At 69.4% G+C, this 21,528-nt stretch carries 17 protein-coding genes and 2 CRISPR repeat arrays; of the genes, 4 read left to right on the forward strand and 13 right to left on the reverse strand.

Features of this window, described 5'->3' with window-relative positions:
* Positions 1-190: 190 nt before the first annotated feature.
* The gene (locus tag ACIBKX_RS07775) at positions 191-1,492 is read right to left on the reverse strand and encodes a hypothetical protein (RefSeq protein WP_363271004.1); all 1,302 of its coding nucleotides are present in this window, start codon (positions 1,490-1,492) and stop codon (positions 191-193) included.
* 212 nt (positions 1,493-1,704) lie between these two features.
* Here ACIBKX_RS07775 and ACIBKX_RS07780 point away from each other — a divergent pair, with 212 nt between their 5' ends.
* The 3 genes from ACIBKX_RS07780 to ACIBKX_RS07790 are packed head-to-tail and all read left to right on the forward strand — an operon-like array spanning position 1,705 to position 3,281.
* Positions 1,705-2,151 (forward strand): ATP-binding protein, encoded by a 447-nt coding sequence (locus ACIBKX_RS07780; protein WP_363271005.1) that lies wholly within the window; start codon positions 1,705-1,707, stop codon positions 2,149-2,151.
* Positions 2,148-2,825 (forward strand): phytanoyl-CoA dioxygenase family protein, encoded by a 678-nt coding sequence (locus tag ACIBKX_RS07785; protein ID WP_363271006.1) that lies wholly within the window; start codon positions 2,148-2,150, stop codon positions 2,823-2,825. Before ACIBKX_RS07780 ends, ACIBKX_RS07785 begins: the two co-directional genes overlap by 4 nt.
* A gap of 30 nt (positions 2,826-2,855) precedes the next feature.
* Positions 2,856-3,281: a hypothetical protein gene (locus ACIBKX_RS07790; RefSeq protein ID WP_363271007.1), complete on the forward strand. Its 426-nt coding sequence runs from the start codon at positions 2,856-2,858 to the stop codon at positions 3,279-3,281.
* A 47-nt stretch (positions 3,282-3,328) separates the two neighbouring features.
* Here ACIBKX_RS07790 and ACIBKX_RS07795 read toward each other — a convergent pair whose 3' ends face one another.
* On the reverse strand, positions 3,329-4,570 hold the full coding sequence (locus ACIBKX_RS07795; RefSeq protein ID WP_363271009.1) for an MFS transporter: 1,242 nt from the start codon (positions 4,568-4,570) through the stop codon (positions 3,329-3,331).
* A gap of 90 nt (positions 4,571-4,660) precedes the next feature.
* On the opposite strand from ACIBKX_RS07795, the gene ACIBKX_RS07800 reads away from it, so the two are divergent.
* Complete coding sequence (locus tag ACIBKX_RS07800) at positions 4,661-5,515, forward strand: hypothetical protein (protein ID WP_363271011.1); 855 nt, start codon at positions 4,661-4,663, stop codon at positions 5,513-5,515.
* A gap of 595 nt (positions 5,516-6,110) precedes the next feature.
* Here the strand turns inward: ACIBKX_RS07800 and ACIBKX_RS07805 are convergent.
* The 11 genes from ACIBKX_RS07805 to ACIBKX_RS07855 form a co-directional block, all read right to left on the reverse strand.
* A complete protein-coding gene (locus tag ACIBKX_RS07805; RefSeq protein ID WP_363271012.1) occupies positions 6,111-6,431 on the reverse strand; it encodes an excalibur calcium-binding domain-containing protein in 321 nt (106 codons plus the stop codon).
* 1,015 nt (positions 6,432-7,446) lie between these two features.
* Positions 7,447-9,243: direct repeats of the CRISPR family, unit length 29 nt; unit sequence GGGACCAACCCCGCGGGCGCGGGGAGCAG.
* An 86-nt stretch (positions 9,244-9,329) separates the two neighbouring features.
* Positions 9,330-9,683: a type I-E CRISPR-associated endoribonuclease Cas2e gene (gene cas2e, locus ACIBKX_RS07810; protein ID WP_363271013.1), complete on the reverse strand. Its 354-nt coding sequence runs from the start codon at positions 9,681-9,683 to the stop codon at positions 9,330-9,332.
* On the reverse strand, positions 9,680-10,645 hold the full coding sequence (cas1e, locus tag ACIBKX_RS07815) for a type I-E CRISPR-associated endonuclease Cas1e (protein ID WP_363271014.1): 966 nt from the start codon (positions 10,643-10,645) through the stop codon (positions 9,680-9,682). The genes cas2e and cas1e overlap by 4 nt, the downstream gene beginning before the upstream one ends.
* Before the next feature lie 3 nt (positions 10,646-10,648).
* Positions 10,649-11,368, reverse strand: coding sequence for a type I-E CRISPR-associated protein Cas6/Cse3/CasE (cas6e, locus tag ACIBKX_RS07820; protein ID WP_363271015.1), 720 nt, complete (start codon positions 11,366-11,368; stop codon positions 10,649-10,651).
* Complete coding sequence (gene cas5e / locus ACIBKX_RS07825) at positions 11,368-12,105, reverse strand: type I-E CRISPR-associated protein Cas5/CasD (RefSeq protein ID WP_363271016.1); 738 nt, start codon at positions 12,103-12,105, stop codon at positions 11,368-11,370. Before cas5e ends, cas6e begins: the two co-directional genes overlap by 1 nt.
* Entirely contained in the window at positions 12,102-13,298 is a 1,197-nt protein-coding gene (gene cas7e / locus ACIBKX_RS07830) for a type I-E CRISPR-associated protein Cas7/Cse4/CasC (RefSeq protein ID WP_363271017.1), read from the reverse strand. Before cas7e ends, cas5e begins: the two co-directional genes overlap by 4 nt.
* Positions 13,295-13,957 (reverse strand): type I-E CRISPR-associated protein Cse2/CasB, encoded by a 663-nt coding sequence (gene casB / locus ACIBKX_RS07835; protein ID WP_363271018.1) that lies wholly within the window; start codon positions 13,955-13,957, stop codon positions 13,295-13,297. Before casB ends, cas7e begins: the two co-directional genes overlap by 4 nt.
* Entirely contained in the window at positions 13,954-15,672 is a 1,719-nt protein-coding gene (gene casA / locus ACIBKX_RS07840) for a type I-E CRISPR-associated protein Cse1/CasA (protein WP_363271019.1), read from the reverse strand. Before casA ends, casB begins: the two co-directional genes overlap by 4 nt.
* The gene (gene cas3 / locus ACIBKX_RS07845) at positions 15,659-18,565 is read right to left on the reverse strand and encodes a CRISPR-associated helicase Cas3' (protein ID WP_399375681.1); all 2,907 of its coding nucleotides are present in this window, start codon (positions 18,563-18,565) and stop codon (positions 15,659-15,661) included. Before cas3 ends, casA begins: the two co-directional genes overlap by 14 nt.
* 243 nt (positions 18,566-18,808) lie before the next feature.
* Positions 18,809-20,056: direct repeats of the CRISPR family, unit length 28 nt; unit sequence CTGCTCCCCGCGCCTGCGGGGTTGGTCC.
* A 71-nt stretch (positions 20,057-20,127) separates the two neighbouring features.
* Positions 20,128-20,631: a hypothetical protein gene (locus tag ACIBKX_RS07850; RefSeq protein WP_363271020.1), complete on the reverse strand. Its 504-nt coding sequence runs from the start codon at positions 20,629-20,631 to the stop codon at positions 20,128-20,130.
* A 220-nt stretch (positions 20,632-20,851) separates the two neighbouring features.
* Positions 20,852-21,499, reverse strand: a complete 648-nt coding sequence (locus ACIBKX_RS07855; protein ID WP_399375683.1) for a hypothetical protein — start codon at positions 21,497-21,499, stop codon at positions 20,852-20,854.
* Positions 21,500-21,528 lie beyond the last annotated feature (29 nt).

Raw genomic sequence — 21,528 nt, forward strand, 5'->3', positions numbered from 1 at the left:
TTGTTTGGCCGATCGGCTGGTTCAGGCCGACCTGTCCGACGACGTTAAGGGCGCCCGCACGGACAGCACCAGATGTTTCGGGTGAGGCCGAATTCAGTCGGCCTCCTGGCCCGGAATGCGAGATATGGCTCCGCCTCAGGTTGTTTGGACCCACCCACCCATGGAGTCGGGACTGCGCGGCCCATCGCCCCTAACCGAGGGCAGCTCGCAGCTTCGCTTCGAAGCCGATCACGGCCGGCTGACCGGCATACGGAGCCAACTGATGGTGGAAGTCCGCGACATGCTGAGCTACTCGAGGCGAGTCAACGGTGCTCGCCAAGTCCAGCGCGAGGCCGGCCGTGTCGCACGCGCGATCGAGCGAGCCGTTCCGAAGCTGTGCTGTCGCCAGCCACACTGCGTGGAAGGCCCGGCCGCGCTGCTGCTCGTGGTTCTCCCTCCGGAGACCTTCGGCGATCAAAGGCTCCGCCCGTTTGTGCTCGCCGAGTTGGGCCAGGGCGATGCCCGTGTCCACGGTCAGCTTGGTCTCGTCGAAGTACCGCACCCACTCAGGCGCTGTTCCATCGCTCCTGGCTTTGTCGAAGTAGCGATGTGATCTGGTGATCGCCTGGCGGCAGGAAAGGGCGTCCCGAAGGGTGGCGTGCGCGAAGGCCTCGCGCATGTGCAGCATCGACAGCACAAGGAAGGTGTACTGCGTGTCGCGAGCCGCATCCTGGGCTGCACAGGCCAGGCGGACGGCGTCCTGGGGCTCGTCCACATAGGTGGCCTGAAGGCTCATCGAGGACAGGACGTTGGCGATGAATTGTCGGTCGTCAATGTCACGGGCTAAGCGCAGCGCCTGGCTGAAGTAGATCCGGGCGGTGCTGTACTGGCGGGTGTCGAAGTGCGCCCATCCTGCGAGACGGGCCAGCTCAGCCGAGACGCTCTGAAGGTCTCCCCGGACGGCATCAGGCGCATTCTGGATGAGACCCATTGCGTACCGTAGCTGCCCCACGATGGCAGGTCGCAGGGCCGATCCGCCGCTTTGGTCGTCCCGTCGCCAGAAGTCCTGCACTGTCGACCGGATGGCGGCGACGGTGGAGCGTGTGGGGATGCGGTCCTCAGCTTCCTGGAGGTCACCGTCCAGGTCGGCACGGGGCGTTGTCTGGGCTGCCGGCGGCGGGCGCTCCGGTTCCGTAGGCCGTTCCAAGAGCGCGATACGGGCCGGAAGTTCCCATGGTCGATGAGCCAGGCCCAGCATCGCGCCGGGGATACGCAGGCCATCGGCTACTCGCTCGATGACATCGATGTGGGCAATGCAGCGCTCGCCCTTGATGACTTCGCCCACCCTGCTGGGAGTGAGCCCGCAAAGAGCGCCGATCCGCGACGGATAGATGCCGGCGCGGCGCGCAAGCCGGAAGACAGTCGTGAAGTCCCGTCGCCGGCAAGCGAAGACCATCTCCGGGTCAGTCAGGAGTGCGACAGGGAGCTCCTGGGGAACCACGTCTTTGACCATATGACCTCTCCCCCTCAGCCAGGTGTGAAGGAGCATGTTCGGGTCCCAACGCACTGCGATATTACCCAAGTTGGGTATCCCGCATGGCCTTCATGACGGCATGCACCGGGCACGACGCTTCCCCTGCCGCCTCGGACTTCCGGAGCGGGCACCTCTTGAAAGCCCGTAGCGGATGGGCATGCACCCACCGCTCATGAGGGGGAGCAACGAGCGTGACTCCAGCCGAGCAGGTCCTGACGCCAACCGTGGCGAGGGAATGGTCGCAGGACTACCAGATGTTTCATCGAGCTGTTGGCGTATCGCGCGTGCACGCCCGTCGCCAACTCACGCTGTGGAGCTGGCGGGGGGACGTCGAGGATGCAGCCCTGATCGTGTCCGAGCTCCTGACCAACGCCGTGAACCACGCCCGCGTGGTTGACGCGACGATGCGCCTGCGTCTGGCCGTACTTGAAGACGGCACGCTGCTCATCGAAGTCGCTGATCCTCTGCCCGCGTTCCCCTGCTTCAGCGAGGTGATTCGCTCCTGCGTGGAGGACGAGCAAGGCCGGGGCCTGCGCCTGGTGCGAGCCTTCGGCGCCGAGGTGACTTGGTTCTTGAGACAGCACGGCGGGAAGACAGTGCGCGCCCATGTGTGCGACCTTACAGGGGAGTTGCCGTGAACGGCGGTCTCCTCGGGGTCGGGGGCCATCAGAAGGTGAGCCACTGGGCATCCCCTGCCGTTGCGTGTTCCCGCGCGGCCCAGCTGGTCGCGGCCCACCGAAGTACGCGCACCGAGATCGTGCGCAATCCGCACCACGATGAGGAGTGGGCCCAGGCCATCGTGCGGTCCCCTCGACTCGTGGGCGCGGTGCGGGACCTACTGGGCCCCGATATCGCAGTCGAGAACACCTTCCTGGTCATCAAGTGGCCCGGCTGTGCCTTCGAGATCCCCTGGCACCAGGACGGCATCAACAACCGCATCGAGCTCGATCCACAGCGGTCGGTCGCCGCCTGGCTGGCGCTCACCGACGCCCCGTTGGACTCGGGTTGTCTGCACATCCTGGCGGGCTCGCAGCGCGACGGCTACCTGCCCTACGAGACCGAGAACGCCACTGGGTCGTGCCGAGGCCGAGCCCTTGCCTCCCGGATCGCGCTGGGCACCCAGGGCCTGCCGATCCCGGTCGCCGCCGGAGACGGACTCCTGATGGATGTGCGGCTGTTGCACTGCTCGCACTCCAACCGCAGCGAAGGTGCCCGAGTCGGTCTGAACATTCGCTACGTCGCGCCTGACGCGGTCCGCACGCGCGACGGCTCGAACCCCAGCCTGCACCCGGTTTCTGGGACCGGCTGGTAACCCACCCACGAAGGGAATGGAGAGCCCACCGTGAACATCCTCAAGGAGTACATCGACGCCGACGCTCCCACCCGCGTCCGCGTCCTGAACGGAGAGGACACCGACGCCGCCAGGCGGGGTGACAAGAAGGTCCTCATCCGCAGCGACTGCACCTACTACTGCCCGGACGAAGTCACCCTCCGCCGGTGCGTGGAGGCGCTGGAGGAGTCGGACCGGCGCCTGCGTGAACGGCCCGAGGAGCTCATGCTCTGGGACTGGCAGGCAACGTCCGTCGAACTGGAGAAGGACAACCCCAACGGGGGCGGCACGGTCTTCCTCGGGGTCGCCTGGTACGACGAGGAGTTCTTCGCCGACCGTAGAGACGCCTGGTTCGGAGCGATGCATCGGCGTATCTACGCCGATCTGGGCATCCCGTTGGAGGACATCAGCGTCACGCACTGGCGCCTGATCACCTAATTCCAGAAGCGGTGGCCGAGTCGCCAGGCCCGAGCCTGTCGGGTCGATCACTCCCGGGCCAGCTCCGGCAGCTCCCTGCCGACCGCAAGCGGAGCGTGAGTGCGGGCCCACCACCAGGTGGCGGCGGCTCCAAGAGCCGCCGCCACCACGGTCAGCGCCCCGCCCGCCGCGAACCCCCACGCAGGGGCCTGCGCGGCGAGCGCCGGCACGAACAGCATCGACAGCGTCCCGGCCGAACGGATCGCCGCGAGATCAACAGCCATCAGCCGCAGCCGGGCCGCCGGAGGGAAGCTGGACAAGTGCGTGGCCAGCGGGATCTGCAGGAACGGCGCGACTGCCCCATACAGAGTGGACACCGCCAGCAGGTAGAGCAGGGAAATGGCGGGCGCGGTCGCGACGAGCAGGAGGCCGGAGACCGCCCATGCGAGGCAGTACGCCACTGGTGCCGAGCCTCGGAGTCTCACGTTCCCGGCCACCAGGTTGGCCGCAAGTGCGCCCACCCCGGTACACGCCAGAACCGCACCGTAGGCTCCGGCTCCCGCGTCGAGTTGCTTCTCCAACAGCGCAGGCATCACCAAGGCGACCGTCCCGGCGCCGATCCCGACGCCATGGACTGCGATCGCGGCGGCTGTGCCGCGGTGCGCGCGCAGCAGCACGCGGGCTCGCGGACGATCGACCGGCTGTCCCGCGGAGGAGGCCGGAAGTGGCGCGGCAACGGAGATACGCCGAGCCAGCAGCGCCAGCGCGGCGGCAGACGCAGCGAAGGTCGCCGCATCGATCCACATGAGCGCCGGCTGCGGCAGGACGGCGAGGAGCAGGCCGGCCGCGCCCGGACCCGCGATCCGAGCCAGTCGACCGGAGAGGTCCATCAGGCCGTTGACCGCCTGGACGTCACGCTCGTCCACCAGACAGGGCACAAGTGCGCTCAGATTCGGGTCGAACAGCGCGCCGCCGACACCGAGCAGGAGCGCCGAGGTGATCATGCCCGGCAACCCCCAGTTGTTCCAGGCGAAGGGGAGCAAGGCCACGACGACAGCACGCACGACATCAACAGCAGCCAACGCGCGCAATGACGCGCAGCGGGCCACGAGCTTCCGGCCGAGCGTGCCGAAGGCGATGTAGGGAACCGACTCGGCGACGGCCACCAGCCCCATGGCAGCTGCCCCGGACTCCTGCCAGGCGATCCACATGATCGCCATGGCGTACAGCCGGTCTCCGAACACTGACAGGGCCTGGGCACTCCACAGGGCGAGCACACGGCGGCGCTGCAGCAGCCGGACGTATCCCAAGATCACTCCTGCCCCGGAACGCACGAAGTCCCGGCATCGGGTTGGCCGGGACGACAGACACCTTATGGCACGGAAGAAGGCAAGAGTCCCATGAGCAGAGAAGCGCCATGCCCCGCTGAAGCACGGGTCGCGGCCGAGGCAGCGTGCGGCTCCGACCTCCTCCTGAAACTGATCAGCGATCGACGGGGCAGCGCCGTCTGGCGCGTCTCGGGCTCTGAGCGCGTGGCTGCGCTCAAGGTGGGATCGGGCCCGGAGGGTGCCGCGATCACCGCCCGCGAGACGACCGTCCTCGAGAGGATGCGAATCCACGGCACCTTGCTCAGCCGGGGCCGCGGGCATGAGATGGCGTGGATGCTGAGGCCGTGGTACGAAGGCCCCTCGTCCTGGGAAGCCATGCGAAGCGCCAGAACGGGCGAGGGCCCACTGTCCCTCGCCCGCACCCGTGCCGTCGAGCTCTGCGAGGCAGTTGCCCAGCTGCACGCCACAGGTTGGGTTCACTCCGACCTTCAGCCCCAACACGACATCCACACTCAGGATGGCGTCCGGTTCATCGACATGGCGTGGGCCTGGAACCCTGACAAGCTCGCTGCGTCCCCACTGTTCATGGGCGGGCTCCCACACCTACTCGCGCCCGAACTGGCCTTGAGCATCCACAAAGGGGAGCGACCGGTAGCGCCATCCCCGTCAGCCGAGGTCTACACGTTGGCGGCGAGCCTGTGGTGGGCGATCACGGAGGAGTGGCCGCTGGACTATGGCCGAGCCGGCATCGACGCGAGTAAGGCGACTGCAGCGGCACTTCGGGAAGTCATCGGTACGCGCGAGATGCCGCTCCGCAGCCCCAGAATCTGGCCCGTCGTCCAAGACGGGCTTGCGCACGTGCTCTTGGCGCCCCCAGAAACGCGCCCGAGCGCGGCCGAACTCGCTGACTGGCTACGCGCTTCCTAGAGGGAGCTCCATCTGCAGGCTCTCGGCACATCGCATGTGGAGAAGGAGAAGCGCTTCAGGCAGACCGATACAAAGCATTTCTCACATACTCGACGATTCTGTGGCGGGGCATCCGTGCTCGTTCGATTCGTCCTCCTCAGAAGCGCTGAGGACGGGAAGATCGGTCCCCTGTCGCGACGGATTCGGACAGGACGGCGGGCAGGGGCCAGGCCATACAACTCCTCCAGTAGTACGCGCATCCGCACTCCCGTCAGTCTGTCCACCCCACCGGCCGCTCCGAGGGGGCAGCCGATCCCGCACGGACTCAGGCGCACCAGTCCGTCAGGTCGACCAGCGCCGTGGCGTGGGGATCATCAGGAACCCTGCGCTCGCGCTTTTCCAAGAGCGCGCAGGGCGGCGATGAGGGCGGTGGAGCCCGTCGGTCGTCCGCACATCCACCGCAACGACCTCGCCAGCGCCCATCGTGCCCACATAGAGCGTCGGCCGACGCGTGCGAGATCCACCCTGTGCATAGCGCCCCCTTGTGATCCACAAAGGCAGCACGGTAGAGCGCAGGCCACAGGAACATGCGTGCCTCTGGATAGCCACCGTGCCATCAGTTCCCGACGTACGGCTCGCACGCCACCCCGTCGCCATCGCGGTCAAGGTCCGAGCTGTACCCCGGATCGCCCGCGTAGAGCGGGGCATCGCCGGCGGCCCGTGCCTCGTCGCAGTTCGCGTAGTACACGTCCTGCGCTGTGGTCGGCTCGCTCGTCGGCTCCGGAGCGTCTCCCACCCCTTCGGAAGCGTCTGCCGGCTCGGTGACGGTTTCGGTGACGGTCGGTTCAGCCGCCTCCTCAGTCTCGGTCACGGTCGGGCCCGGCTCGGTCACCGTGACGGTGGGCACAGGCTCCGGGCTACCGCTGCCCTTGCTCATCGCTACGCTCACCAGGGCCACGAAGAGCAGCCCAACCAAGGCCCATAGCCACCACGGACCAGGCAAACGGCGTCGTGGTCGCGACGCGCCCGGCGGTTGCGCCAGGCGTCCCCCACCACGCTTTGGGTTGATACCCCACCTGTGAATTTCGTCATCCATGGCCGCCTCCAGGCATGGGGCCAGCTGGTCCTACGTCGCCTCGTAACGGTGCGCTCGCCCACCCCGCTATTCACGCACGCCGGGTCATCGAGCAGCCGCTCCGCGTCCGGCAGCCCGGCCCGGAGCAGGAACGCGACCACGTCCGCGTCGGAATGTGCGAGGCCGAGGTATCCCCACGCACGGTGACCCACCGGCCGCCGCTGCCCGGGGGTGGCTGAACGACTGCGCGGTGTGCATACCTCCAGGGTGCGCCGTCGCGCCTGACCTCGCCTGCGGGACTGACGCTGCCGAGATACCGCCCCTATGCGCCCCGCCATCGTGAACGCCGACCACCGTCCACGCCCACGCGGGCTGCCGCTGCTCCGCGCGGACATGGCCGTGAGGCCACCCCTCGTGTGGCAGTCCACTACAGTCCGGCACTTCGCACGCCCACCACCGCGACGACAGCTCGGCTGCCGGACCAGTTGCAAGACTTCACCATTCAACTGCTCGTCACTCATAACCGACGGATCCGCGAAGTCGTCGACCACCCGGCGTTTGGCCCAACCCCAGCTGATCCATCCGGGCTTTCCGCTCCTCGTCTGACAGAGACGCCACCTCTGCCCCCCCGTCCCGGTCCGCGACCGTCCCCGCCACGGCACTGCATACCGCGCCCTGGTTCCGCCAGCGCGGCCCCGCCGCTTCCGCGGGTCACCCCTTCGGTGAGCCCTTGGCATCACGCACGCAATCACCAGGTGCACCTGGACCCTGCGCGAGGCGGTCCTCGTCGATGCCACCGACGAACGGCCTCGCGCCCGCGGGGTTCGCCCCAACCCCGACTGCGGGGGTGGTGCGGGTCCTGGACCGCCGCGGCGCCCGGACCAACCCGACGGGCGCGGGGAACAGGTGCGGGTGCCGTTGCCCGTGGCGAAACGGCCGGGACCAACCCCGCGGGCGTAGGGAGCAATCGTGGGTGACCTTCCGGCCGAGCATGCGCAGGGGACCAACCCCGCGGGCGCGGGGAGCAGGGCTCGGGTCGATCCGGGCCTGAAGGATGCCCGGGACCAACCCCGCGGGCGCGGGGAGCAGGTCGACGGGCTGGAGCTCGTCGACCGTGACTGGGGACCAACCCCGCGGGCGCGGGGAGCAGCCCGGCTTCTCCTCCGGCTTGTTGTCCGGCTTGGGACCAACCCCGCGGGCACGGGGAGCAGCTGATCGAAGGCCGTGAACGGATCGCCCGTGGGGGACCAACCCCGCGGGCACGGGGAGCAGTCCTTCAGCGCCTTGGGCAGCGTGGTGCGGTCGGGACCAACCCCGCGGGCGCGGGGAGCAGTGTTCGCGGGCGGCGGTAGCGGCTGCATTCGTGGGACCAACCCCGCGGGCGCGGGGAGCAGTTTGAGCTGCCCATGGCCGTCATCTGCACGCTGGGACCAACCCCGCGGGCGCGGGGAGCAGCTGGACTACCTCCACCGTGTGCGCGGGGACGCGGGACCAACCCCGCGGGCGCGGGGAGCAGCGATGGTCGTTTCAGGATCAGATCTCGCAGCCGGGACCAACCCCGCGGGCGCGGGGAGCAGCGCCAGGATCGGCTGCTCGTCACGATCGAGGAGGGACCAACCCCGCGGGCGCGGGGAGCAGCCCTTGACCTTCGTCTTGACCTTGTGGGTCTTGGGACCAACCCCGCGGGCGCGGGGAGCAGTGACGAAGCGTCTCCGTGGCCTCGTGGAGCGCGGGACCAACCCCGCGGGCGCGGGGAGCAGCTCTACAAGATCTGCGAAGACGCCTCGCTGCTGGGACCAACCCCGCGGGCGCGGGGAGCAGGGAAAGGGAGAAGAGTGAGCCGTCTGTTTCCGGGGACCAACCCCGCGGGCGCGGGGAGCAGCGTGCGCGCGTCGTCGTCGGGCATCGCGGCCAGGGACCAACCCCGCGGGCGCGGGGAGCAGGGACTCCCCGGCGCGCCGCGCACGGGGGGGTGGGACCAACCCCGCGGGCGCGGGGAGCAGTCGATGTAGATCCGGCACCCCGACCCGCGCCGGGGACCAACCCCGCGGGCGCGGGGAGCAGACAAGCCGGCAGGCCCTCGCCCGCACGGCCGCGGGACCAACCCCGCGGGCGCGGGGAGCAGCAGCCGCCGCCGCTCCCAGCGCAGTCGGGACAGGGACCAACCCCGCGGGCGCGGGGAGCAGTCGGCGTCCGCCTTGATCTCGTCGAGGAAGGCGGGACCAACCCCGCGGGCGCGGGGAGCAGGGCCCTGTGAGCGCCAGCCAGGAGTGGGGCGTGGGACCAACCCCGCGGGCGCGGGGAGCAGGCATAGTGCTGCACATGATGAAACCGCCGCCTGGGACCAACCCCGCGGGCGCGGGGAGCAGCCGGCTGGGCCTGATATTGCAGATCTTGCAAACGGACCAACCCCGCGGGCGCGGGGAGCAGGACGTAGAGGATGTGCAGGGCATGAGCTTCACGGGACCAACCCCGCGGGCGCGGGGAGCAGATGCTGTGTGAGGCGGGCGTGCTGTGGCTCCAGGGACCAACCCCGCGGGCGCGGGGAGCAGTCCCGCAGCGCTGTTGGGCCCTCGCGCAGCACGGGACCAACCCCGCGGGCGCGGGGAGCAGCCGATGGTCACCCAGGAGGTGCACGCGCAAGCGGGACCAACCCCGCGGGCGCGGGGAGCAGCCTTCGTGACCTGCATCGTTGTCTCAGTCCAGCGGTGAAGTTCGGCAGTTTCAGGGAAGCTCGCGTATGCCGCATAACGCACACAGCTACCTACGGCCGAACCGGCGGCGCTTGGATGCCTTACTCCAGCCCTTTTGTGGTGCGGCAGGAGAGGGGCGAGTCGCATCAGCGTTGGGGCGGTGGATCAGGGTGAGTCCTTCGTGGTCGATGGGGTCCCATGCGTGCTCATGGGTGCGGAAGGCGAAGCCCTGCTCGGTGTTGGTCGTGTGGGCGAGGAGCGCGCGGCCCTGGCCTGTGAACTGACGGACTTCGTCCCACAGTGTGTCGCGGACGCGGGCCGACGGGTCTCCGATGAAGACGCCCGGTGAGATTTCCAGCAGCCACCGGGTGAGCAGGCCTCGTAGCCCTGCCGGGCAGTTGGTCAGGACGATGACGGTCACCAGGCCTCCTCCGCAGAGGGCGCGTGGTTGATCCCGGCGGTGACTCGTTCGTCCCGGTCGGACTGGAGCGTGACCTCGTCTGCGTCGGTTCGCGACGTATCGTCGGCCGCCTCGCCGTTGCCGGGCAGGAGGAGTTCCTTGATGTCGTGGACAACCCGGTCGAGGAGGCCAAGCTCGTGGATGCGTTCCCTCAGGGCACGACGAGTTCGGGCTCCTACGTCTTCCGGAGACTCTGCGGCCGTGTCGAAGGCCACTGGGATGCCGATTTCCGTCTTGTAGAGGTCAGCGATGTCGAGGACGAAGGACAGCTCGTGGCCCGAGTGCACGAAGCCGAGGGCGGGCGAGCAGCCGAGCGCGGCGACGACGGCGTGTGCGACGCCGTACGTTGCCTGTGCCGCGGCGGTGATTGCCTGGTTGACGGGGTCGCCCGAGGTGAAGTCGCCGGGGATGTACTTGCGGCCCTTCCAGGTGACGCCGGTGCGCTTGGCTTGGGCGCGGTAGCAGTCCTTGACGCGGCGTCCTTCTTGGCCGAGGAGTTCTTGCCGGGTGAGGCCGGCCGGGTCTTCGTCGGGGAAGCGCATCTGGTACATGGCGCGAGCCACGTCGAGGCGGCTGCGGCGGTTTGCCCATCGCAGGGCCTGGGCTTCGGCGAGGGAGGATGAGCGGGTGAGCGCCCGTCCGGCGGCGTAGAAGCGGACGCCTTGTTCGCCGATCCACACGACGCCTGCTCCGCTCTCCCCCAACACGCTCATCGCCTGGTGGGTGATGCGGGTGCCGGGTCCCAACAGGAGGGTGCCGATGGTGGCGGAGGGGATGTGGGTGGTGCCCTCGGCGTCTTCGGCGGTGATGGCGTTGGCGTCGCGGTGGATGGTGCAGCGTTCCAGGTAGAGGAAGGAGACGCGGTCGGCAATGCGGGCGAGTTCGCGTGGGCTGCTGACCGGCCGTTGGCCGGGGGTGCTCACGGATCACTCCGCTCGTGCGAGGGTCATCAGGCCGCATCCGTAGGCTTTGGCTTTGCCCAGGCCGTGGGTGAGAATGCGGCGCAGCACGGCGGGGTCGGTGACTTCCAGGCGGCCGTCGTAGGTGACGGTCTTGATGGTCACCCGGTTGCGTCGGCCGGTTTCCGTGCTGCGCTTGCCGAAGTCGAGGTCACGCTGGTCACGGACGACGACCTGGTGCTGGTCGCCGTGCTCCGTGTGCCGGCGGTCGGCGGGTTTGGTGACCAGGCGGAAGCCGGAGGTTTCCTGCCGCTGCAGCAGCCAGCCCAGTTGGTGTTTGGGGGTGAGGTGCGCGGTGCGTTTGGTGGGCACACCGTCGCGGTTGCGGATGCTGTGCACGGGGTTGGCGGTGAGGCGAAAGTTCCACACGCCTTTCTCCTCGAGGCGGTCGAGGAAGGGCGCGTAGTCGTAGGCCTGCCAGCCCGGTGTCCCGGCGGCGGCCGCCGCGGGCCAGCCGGCCTGTTCGACGAGGTGCGTCAGGTCCGGCCTGGTGGGGCTCACCACGTACAGCATGACCTCGGCGGCGGCGTTGCGGTCCAGGCGCCACAGGACGCGCGGGGCGTCCGGGGTGCTGGGCAGGATCTCCGGGAAGGACTGCATGACCGCTGCGTGCAGGGACTGCGGCGAGGAGAGCAGCTGCCTGCTGGCCGGGCGCGCGGCGTTGACGCGGAATCGGGTCAGGAACATCAGGCGCCTCCCAGGAGGCTGGTCGGGTCGTGCGGGGGAATGCTGCGGCGGCCGCTGGCCGGCTGGGCGTGGGGGTTAGCGACGGTGACGCTCGTGTGGCGCACGGTGCGCAGGGCGTAGCGGCGGTGGCGGGGGTCGAAGCTGAGAGGTTGGTCGCGCAGGCTGTCCCCAGAGAGGAGGCCGGCCGGGTCGTCGCCGCGAGCCTCGGTGAGGACCTGCAGGTCGATGGCGGCCTCGCGGCGTCGTCGCCTCTGGTGCCACTCGGCGGCGTGCCACGGTTCCTTGACCAGCACGTCGTGCAGTGCCCTGTCGTGGTGGACGCCGAGTTCGATGGGCCTGGAGGGCGGGCAGGAGCGGCGGCCCAGGAAGGGCAGGTAACGCGGCGAACGCACGGCCTCGTACAGCTGCCTGATGAGGTCGTCGGTGCCCTCGACGGCGGCAACGAAGACCGCGTCCGCCAGGTAGTAGCGGTTGGAGATGGGCATGGCGAGCCCGGTGTCGGTGTGGTGGGCGGTCTGGAAGTCCCGGATGCGCGTGCCTGGTTGATCGATGCGGACGCCGAAGTGCAGTGTGGCGAGTGCGGAGAGGTCGGCGGTGCGGTCCAGCCCTTGGGCGGCGGCGAGCAGGCCGATCACGCCGCTCTTGGTGGGCGCGTTCTCGGTGGTGCGTCGGGCGAAGCGGGCGGAGGACCCCCACGATTGCAGAGGGCCGGCCAGTTGCAGGGCCAGGACACTCATCCGCGCTGCTCCAGGCGCTCGGCGACGGCCGCGCCGACGGTCTCCACGAGGCGTTTGAGACTGGGGACTTCGGTGCCCAGCCCGGCAATCTTCCCGGTGGCCGGGCCGATGCGCAGCACCCACGTGTCGGCGTCCTCGTCGCCGTAGGCGCGCTCGACCTCGGGAACGTAGTCGGCCAGACGGGCGCATGCGCTCTCCATGTGCCCGCCCATGTCGTCGGCCGTGACGGGCTTTTCGAAGGCGGAGACAAAGCTGATGGGGCGGGCCGAGCGCAGCTTGACGACGACGGCGTCCGGCAAGGTGTGGTTGCCGAACGTGTTGATCTTTCCGGTGGGCAGGGAGGCGACGAATCCGTCGACGAAGGCCTCCACGGCCCGGCGCACGGGGGTGGCCGGGGATTCGTCCTCGGTCAGGCCCTTGCCGAGATTGCGTTCCAGGAGGTCGACGTCGAGGGCCGCATAGCGGTAGAGGGTGGCGGAGTTGAAGTCGACGGTGCCGATCATCCCGGCGCCGGGCTCGGCGTTGGTGTTGCGGTCATCAACTGCGGTGAAGTAGTCCGACTCGATCTCCGCGCGGTGGACGCTGAGGGCGTGGGCGACCTGCGCGGCGGCGTCGACGTTGATGTCGGCGGAGTCGGCGACCATGCGGCCGAACAGGGCGATGTCGACAGAGTGCCGGGTGTCGGCGATCTGCTTCGCCTTGACCTTGTGTTCCTTGTCCTTCAGGAACTCCTTGATGTCGTGCGCACCTTCGACGGCCAGTTCGGCCAGCCCGTCGAGCTGGCGGGCGCTGAGGAACATCAGGTACGAGGAGGCGGGTGCCGGTTCGTCGGTGCCGTTCTTCTTCGCGGCCTCGGCCTGCCGCTTGGGCGGCTCGATCTTCGATCCGGTGGCGGTCTGGAGGGTCTCGGCAGCGATCTTGAGTGCCTGTGCCTCCTCGAGGGCCGGGGCGAGGGCGGTGATGCGTTCGGCGAGCAGTTCGGCGACGCGTTTGGTGCGCACTCCCAGCTCGGAGGGGTCCAGGAGTTCGGTGAAGTAGCGGCGGGTGGCCCGCTTCCACGCCTGGCTGGAGACCCGCGCCCGCGTGACGCCGCCGTAGACGGCGGTCTTCGGGGCGCCGGTGTCGTCGCGGTTGAGGTTGCTCGGCGGGACGTTCTGCAGCGCGTGCACGTCGAGGATGATGCGGCTGGTCACGGGGCGTCCTTCGGGTCGGTCTCGGTGGCGTCGGTGTCGGCGGAGACACCGGGCCGGGGCGTGGTCGTCTCTGCTCGGTAGGCGTGGAAGGAGCGGCCCCAGGAGCGGCGTACGGCATCGCGACGGTCGGCGCGCTGCCAGGCGTGGAGCTGGTGTGCGAGCAGGGCGTAGTCGAGGCTGATCTCGTCGCGCCGCAGCAAGGTCACCAGCTCACGGAGCCGGGCGGCCAGCAAGTCCCACGTGGGTGCGGCGCCGACCCGTACGAACCTCTTGCGCACCGGCTCGTCCATCTCGCCGACGGGCATGAGGCGGCGCACGGCCGCCCCCAGTTCCGGGCCCCCGCTTCGGTGCATGGCGCTTTGGCGGGACTGCTGGTGGCACGCCCACAGGGTCAGCGCGGTGCAAGTGGCGTTCTGGGCGTGGATCTGTGCGTGCTCGCCGCCGAGGTCTGGGTCGGCGTGCAGCTTCCCGAGGTCGATCAGGCCCCAGAGGTCGGGGACGGTCATCGGGTCTCTGCCTGCGCCGCGCCGCAGGCGGGCCAGGGCGCCGACCGCATCGGAGCGGTCGGCGAGATAGCCCTGCTGGAGGCGTCTGATCTGGTCCTCCACCAGGGTCCCAACAGGTCCGAGCGAAACCCGCGTTGTGGGATGGGTGGTCATGTCGACACCTTCTTAGGGCGGGAGCCGGTCGCCTCCGGAGGCTGGGACGCCGAGGGTGCGGGGGCAGATGATGAGGCGAGGGGCAGGCGTTCGTTGAGCCGGGCTCGGAAGCGCAGGTCGGCCGAGGCGGCGTTCAGCCAGCGCCGGCCGGTAGCGTGGTCGATGACCCGCCCCTGCCACGCGGCCTCGCCGGCCTCCCCGACGAACGCGGCCCCTGCCTGGCCCACGCTGCGGCGCACCGTGTGCTGCCATGCCGCGCGGGCTTGCCGGGGGTCGTCGCCCGCGCGCAGGGCCGCCAGCCAGGACCGGTAGGGGGCATCCAGGGCGCCGAACCCCCGGTCGCGGGCGGTGTTCTTGGGCGCCTCGGGATGGCTGCCGCCGGCCTGTGCGAGGTCGGCTGCCAGCACGCCGAGCGCCGTGACGGCCGCCTCCGCGTCGGACACCGCGTCGATGGCGCACTGGCCAAGGTCGCGGTCGCTCTCACTGAGGAGGACGACGGACATGGTGACGGCGTCCTCGGTGATCTCGTCGATCACGGACTGCTGGGTGCCGTACACCGCCCCGTAGGTCCGCACGCGGATCAACGTCCGAGCGGGCAACACCCGTTCCGTGCTCAGGCGCGCGAGCCAGCTGACCAGGCCCGCCCTTAGCTGGGAGGGCGGCTCGCCGCGGGGCGCGGTGTTCTGATCGCGCGGGGCGATGAGCGCGGCCAGGCCCCGCCAGGCGGCGCGGGAGGGGTCATGCTCACACGGCATGTAGACCAGGGCCTGCTTGTGCTTCTTCTCCTGTGTCTGGCTGCGCCTCCAGCCGGACATCGGCTCACGCCCGTGCATGTTCCGGGGGGCGAGCGGATCGCCGTAGGTGAGGACGACGCCATGCACGCCGTCGGCGTCCGCGTGCAGGAGCAGGCGGCGCGACTGCCACGTGTACAGGTCGCGCACACCGTAGGGACGCTGCTCGAGATCGTGTGCGGTGCCCGGTTGGGCGGGCTCGCTTCGCCAGGCGGGCCGATCGTGCGGGTCGGCGGCCACGGGACTGTCCTCGGCCGCGATCAGGTTCAACAGGAGTGTCTCGCGAAGGGTTTGGCCTTCGGCCAGCACTCCCCCGATGCTGCCTGACCACGCCACGCCCTGCGGGTAGGCCTTGCCTGCCTTGGCCCGGTTGTCACCGACGACGCCGGTCTTGATCCCGGATGTGTCATACGCCTGGGCGTGCACCACCCATCGGGCGGCCTCCGCGAAGGAGATCCTCTCGGCGCCGTGCGCGCGCATCGTGAAGAACAACTCGCCATTGGGCACATCCGCGATGATCCGGTTGAGCGGGAAGACCTCGCCCTTCGCCGTCCGCAACCCTCTGGTCTGGAAGAACGGCGTCGCCGGATGCAGCAGGTCGAACCGCTCCCGGTGCTGGTCCAGATATCCCGGCACCGGCGTGAACGGCTCTTCGCTCTCCCATAACTCGGCCCAGTCATCCAGGTCTTGGGGCCCCTCCAGCGCGTCGTGAAGGACCGCGAGCAGCAACCGCACCAGTGCGAAGTCCTGCGTTGGAACATCACCCGCCAGCCGCCGGATCCCTCCGGCCCGAGCGAAGATCTCCCGCAAGGACAGCAACGTCTCGCTGCCGTCCAGCAGTTGAACAGGCAGCCACTTGTTGTCGACCAGGTCGAACGACAACACGCAGCCCGCGCTGTTCCCCGTCTGCTCATTCGTCGTCACGTCGCACCTCAAGGCCGTCGGTGGCGGTGTAGCTGAGGACGAAGCCTGCCAGCCGGGTCTGACAATCGGCCTGAACAGGCAAGATGAGTTCGCCCGCCAGCCACGGGCTCTCTTTGGTCTGCCACGCCGGTACGCAGAAGTTCTCCAGCTCGGCGATCACCGCGTCGATGGCCTTCGGATGGGACAGCTGCAGCGGCAGCCGCAGCCCGCACGCCGCAGCGGCTTTCGCTGCCCGCGCCGGTGGAACCGCGTCTTGGGGCAGCGGCAGACCGCCTTGTCCCCCGCCGATCCACTCCGGCGTCGTCAACGAGCCGTCCGCATGCCGCCGTACGACGATGACCTCCAGACTCTCCTGGCTGTCGCGCACCTGTGCCCGCCCGGCCCGCGTGTCATCCGCGTCCCCGGCACCACCCGCCACCCAGCCCGTCAACGCCCGCCCGGCCTTTGCCTGTTCACTCAGCCGGAAGGCGTCCGCGCTCTGCTCCTTCCTGGCCTGCACCCGCTCGTGCTCCGCGCGCGCCTGGTCCATCGCCTCCGCCCACTCCGGCGGCCCGACGAATTCGTCGCCGTAAGCCTCCTGCACCAGCGGGCTGATGTGCTGCGGCAGCCTCACCACACCGGCCTTCCCCACAAGATGGGGACGAAGGACGGCCAGCGAACGCAGCAGGGCGTGCCGCCCGTAGACCAGCTCCGACCCGCGGACCGGCTTGGGTGGCAGAGCCGTCCAGTCGACGCCGGTCACCAGACAGCGCGGCTTACGCAGCCGCTTGGGCCGCTGCCCGCGCCGGTGCCGGTGGAGGCGCCCCATCCGCTGCAAGACGAGGTCGATGGGGGCAAGATCGGTGACCAGCAAGTCGAAGTCCACGTCCAGGGACTGCTCGGCGACCTGGCTGGCCACCACGATGTGCTTTGCGGGGCGCACGGCAGATGACGGACCGAACTTCTCCAGCAGCTCCGCGTCCTTCGCCGCTCGGTCCACGTCGACAAACCGGGCGTGGGCGACGGTGACCGCATCCACGCCGAATCGCTCACGCAGCACCTTGGCCGTCTCCAGCACCCGGTTCACCGTGTTGCGTACGACAAGAGCACACCCCCCGTCGGCCAGCTCACCCTCCAGCCGGTCCGCCAGCACACCAAGGCCATCGTCCAGCGGCTCCACATCCACCGTGCTACTGCGCCCCGATGCGCCCGGACGGACCACGACCGGCGCCTGCCCCCGGGCGGCGGCGGTCAACAGCGGGTAGCCAACAGCCCCTTCCACCTCCGTGTAGGCGCCCGTTGTGGCTCCGGTGTAGGCCTCCGCCAGCGCCCGCCGCCTCGCGGCGGGCAGTGTCGCCGACAGCACGACTACCGGCACCCGATAGGCACCCAGCCACGACAACACCCGGTCCAGATAGGAGTTCATGTACGCGTCGTAGGCGTGCGCCTCATCGATCACGACGACCTTGCCCGCGAGCGCGAGGTGACGCAGCGCCAGGTGGCGGCTCTTCAACCCGGCGAACAGCAACTGATCAACCGTGCCCACAGTGAAGGACGCCAGCATCGCCTTCTTCCGACCCCGCAACCACTCATGCGCGACCAACTCCGCCGGAGCGATGCGCTCCTTCGCACCCGGACGGGGCACTTCCTGCTCGTCACCCTCGGCGTCGACCGCCGCGATCTGCCGCCGCGAGGCACGCAGCAGCACCTCGAAGTCCTTGTTCAACGCGGCCTTGGAGTGCACCAGTTGTACCGACAGCCGCTGCCTCTCCACCGCCGGCAGCCGGTCCAGCCAGCCCAACAGACGCGGGAACATCGCGTTCCCGGTGGCCATCGTCGGCAGCGCGAAGAACACACCGCCCGCCCCGGCCCGTGCCGCGAACACCTCAGCAGCAGCCAGCGCCGCCTCGGTCTTGCCCTCACCCATCGGCGCCTCGACAACAAGCAGGCCAGGCACCACCATCTCCCTGGCCACCGCAACCGCCGCCTCCTGCACAGGACGCAGCGAGGCACCGGCCGGCAGATCGAAACGAGCGGCGAAGAGCGCGGCCGCCGACCCGCGCGGCGCCTTGGGCCGCCACGGCTCGGGCAGCGCCAGCCCGCGCCAGGCCGCAGCGATCCGCGCCTCATCACTGACGGCTGCCGCATCGGGAAAGTACGGGAACAGGTCACGGTTGCTCGCGATCCAGTCCGCGACGATGACCAACGCCGACAACAGCACCTGCACCGGCTGGGGCAGCTTCAACTTCCGCCAGTCGGCCAGACGCTCCCGCACGCCGAACTCCTCGGCGCACACATCGAGGAACTCCGTCTGAACCCGCCGCCACAGAGCCTCACTCTCACCGCGAGTACGCAGCAGCTCGGGATGACACTCCAGATCGTAGATCTGCGGGTGCTCCGGCGGCGCTCCGTGATGCCCGCCCAACACGACAGCGACCTGCCCGGTACTACGCCCCGACCACCCGTGCTCCCGCTCCAGCCACTCCTGCAACAACAACTGCCCGGCCAACCCGTGAGGAGCCAGCCGCCGCTCCGCCCCGAACTCACGCTGCGAAGGCATCGAAAGCCCCACCGCACGCATCCGCTCCGCAAGCCCATCCACCTGGCACGCGAAGGCAGGCGTGGCCTTGCCCACGTCATGGACCCCCGCCAGCCACACGGCCAACCGCCGCGCATCCGCCTCGCCACCGGGGAGCGCCTGGGCAACCAGCCGACGCACCCCCTCCGGCACCCACCGGTCCCACAACAGCCCGGCCACCGCGGCACTGTCCGCCATGTGCCGCCACAACGGCAGCCAGCCATCCGTCCCCGCATCATGCTTGGCCCACACCGTGCGCGCTGGACGTGAAAGCCCCACACTGATGCCGCGCCTGACGGCCCGTCGTAAATCATCCACACCAACATCCAAGAGCATTCGCCGACGCTGCGTAGGTGTTCGCGTACTTTCACCAACTCCAGGAGCAGCTCCTGGTATCCCTAAACCGGAAGTAGCCAGGAGTCAGTCCGGACACCGGGAAAGAACCGCGACAGGCAGAGCCCTATAGCACAGGAACCCTTAGCCATTTGCGCGATTTGAGAGTAAATAGCCCAATGACCCCAATCAGGAGAAGTACCTTGAGTGACGTGCATCGATGAGGATCACCGCACGTCACAGAGTCTGCTCCCCGCGCCTGCGGGGTTGGTCCCCACGCACCGACCGCACGAAAGGCACCTCATGGCTGCTCCCCGCGCCTGCGGGGTTGGTCCCGAAGTACCCGACCGCGATCCCGACGAACAAGGCTGCTCCCCGCGCCTGCGGGGTTGGTCCCGGGGCGGCCTTCGCCGCGACGGAGAACGCGGTCTGCTCCCCGCGCCTGCGGGGTTGGTCCCGCGGACGACAGGGCGCCGATCACCTCGGGGTCCTGCTCCCCGCGCCTGCGGGGTTGGTCCCAGGGCCTCTCGCGCGCCCTCGTCGCGGTCCTGCTGCTCCCCGCGCCTGCGGGGTTGGTCCCGCACTCACGTCCGTACCACGACCGCCGACACCCTGCTCCCCGCGCCTGCGGGGTTGGTCCCCGAAGTCGTCCCCGCTCGCGGGTTCCTTCTGGCTGCTCCCCGCGCCTGCGGGGTTGGTCCCCGGCCCCCCGCGGCCGGCCCCTCGAGCGGCGCCTGCTCCCCGCGCCTGCGGGGTTGGTCCCAGGGAGGCCATCAGGAGCCGGAGAAGTTCAGCCTGCTCCCCGCGCCTGCGGGGTTGGTCCCGGGCGTGCGTACGGGCGCGCACCCGCGCGACGCTGCTCCCCGCGCCTGCGGGGTTGGTCCCACGCCCGAGTCGAGGTACAGGTCGCCGGTAAACTGCTCCCCGCGCCTGCGGGGTTGGTCCCATCCCGCTGGACGCCAAGGGCACGCAGAACCTCTGCTCCCCGCGCCTGCGGGGTTGGTCCCGACGGCACCCCGCTGTGGACCGCCACCACGACCTGCTCCCCGCGCCTGCGGGGTTGGTCCCTGGCACCGTCGCACTGACAGCTCGTCATGAAGCTGCTCCCCGCGCCTGCGGGGTTGGTCCCCGAGCATCACCGGCGGTCTGAACGCCTACGACCTGCTCCCCGCGCCTGCGGGGTTGGTCCTGAACTGGAGGCCTTGGACACCTGCTCGCGCGTCTGCTCCCCGCGCCTGCGGGGTTGGTCCCTCCCCGTCTGTTGAATCTTGTCCGCGCCACCCTGCTCCCCGCGCCTGCGGGGTTGGTACCCCGGCCCACGCCATCCCCGCTCAGGGCCGCCTCTGCTCCCCGCGCCTGCGGGGTTGGTCCCAGGACGTGGTCGACGTGGCGCCCGTCCGGATCCTGCTCCCCGCGCCTGCGGGGTTGGTCCCTCAGGCATGGGATCACCCGTGGACCGTGACGCCTGCTCCCCGCGCCTGCGGGGTTGATCCCGACAATCCCATGGCGCGCATCATCTTCCTCCGCCACTCCCCGTGCACGTGAGGACGGCTCCTCAGGAAGTGCTACACCATCCGTTCCGCAAGGACGTCCAAGGCCCTCCACGGCTCGCGTTCCGGCACGCTCCCATCCTTCACCAGCCGCTCAACCGCCATTCGCATCGCGGCCGCCGTCTCCACCGGTCTCTCCCGTACGCCGAACACCGTGTCCAGCGGCGCCGCCCCCTTGCAGCTCGGCTCACCTGTCACGGCGTCGAACCAGCCATCGGCCAGCTCCCCCAGGTGCCGTTCGAACACCGCGAGGATCACGCCGAGCGCCGTCGCACTGTTGCCGACCTTGTACGCGGACCGAGATGTCTCCAGCGCGGCCAGCACCCTTTCGTGCTGCTCCAGCGCGGCCGCCCACCGCTGATCCGCCGACGCCGTAGACCACGCGGCATCGAACGCGGCCTCGGCGCGCTCCAGCTCATCGGGCAGGAACATCAGTTGCACGCTGGCGAAGTCGAGGTTCGCCTCACCGAGACTGGACACGTCCACCTTCTCCAGCAGGTCGAGCGTTTTGTCGTCCAAGCCCGTAAACTGCCGCCACTCCACCGACTCCAGCTCCTCGTACAGCTCCTTGAGGATCGCCGGATCGTCCTGCCCGGCGCTCGCATTCTGGGAGAGCTGCAGCGATCTGCCGCTGGCGAGGGAGCGGCTCGTCGATCTGCATCCATCAGATCGATGTCAGTCGACCTCGATCGCCGCGAGCGTGCGATGGTTGCCGGACACCACGACCAAGCGCCCGTTCTCAAGGTCGTTCCACACCAGCAGCGTCGAGGTCAAGTACCCGTCTCGGTGTATGTTCGCCACGAGCTGCCGGAACTGCCCGTGCGGCAGGAACCGGGCGTTCACGTCCAGCAGCGTCAGGGTGCGCGGATCGCTCTGTACCATCTGCGGCCCGGCCAGCTGCGTCGGCTCCCAACATGGCCAGACTCCCGTCTCGGTGCTTGAGCTCGTGCGAGCGCCCCACCGTTCCGTCCACGTCTGCAGCGCGTCGGCGAGTGTGCCCGCCCATCGCGCCCTGGTACTGGAGCTGGAACTTCCAGTCGTTCTCGTTCGGCGGGCCGCGTTTGGTCAGCCGCAGTAGCCCGCGGTACTTCATCGACACCGGGTTGTTGCTGAACGCTGTGGTCGACGCCGCCCGGATGCGGCGGGAGAATGCCCGCTGGCACAGCAGCTGCGTCTCGGCGCTGGTGGCGGCGAGGACGATCAGCTTCGACATGCGCGGGTAGTCGGTGGGCGCGACGGCGAAATCGGAAAGCAGGTACGCCCCGTCGGGCGTGTAGCTGCTGAGCGGCATAGCGAACAAACCGAGCTCCGACCCGCCCCGTCTTTCACGGCGACGGCGAGATTCGAAGATTCGGAAGCGATCTTCGGATTGAGGTAGCGGGAGCACAGCGCGTTGAACTCACCCGGCTTCACCAA

It is taken from the genome of Streptomyces sp. NPDC050658 (genome assembly GCF_044457025.1).
Lineage (GTDB): Bacteria > Actinomycetota > Actinomycetes > Streptomycetales > Streptomycetaceae > Streptomyces.

What these genes read in the sequence shown, in the direction of transcription:
- cas6e (WP_363271015.1), bottom strand. Translation starts at nt 11,368, where the DNA reads ATGTTCCTGACCCGATTCCGCGTCAACGCCGCGCGCCCGGCCAGCAGG.
- ACIBKX_RS07775 (WP_363271004.1), bottom strand. Translation starts at nt 1,492, where the DNA reads ATGGTCAAAGACGTGGTTCCCCAGGAGCTCCCTGTCGCACTCCTGACT.
- cas3 (WP_399375681.1), bottom strand. Translation starts at nt 18,565, where the DNA reads ATGCTCTTGGATGTTGGTGTGGATGATTTACGACGGGCCGTCAGGCGC.
- ACIBKX_RS07800 (WP_363271011.1), top strand. Translation starts at nt 4,661, where the DNA reads ATGAGCAGAGAAGCGCCATGCCCCGCTGAAGCACGGGTCGCGGCCGAG.
- casB (WP_363271018.1), bottom strand. Translation starts at nt 13,957, where the DNA reads ATGACCACCCATCCCACAACGCGGGTTTCGCTCGGACCTGTTGGGACC.
- cas5e (WP_363271016.1), bottom strand. Translation starts at nt 12,105, where the DNA reads ATGAGTGTCCTGGCCCTGCAACTGGCCGGCCCTCTGCAATCGTGGGGG.
- ACIBKX_RS07805 (WP_363271012.1), bottom strand. Translation starts at nt 6,431, where the DNA reads ATGAGCAAGGGCAGCGGTAGCCCGGAGCCTGTGCCCACCGTCACGGTG.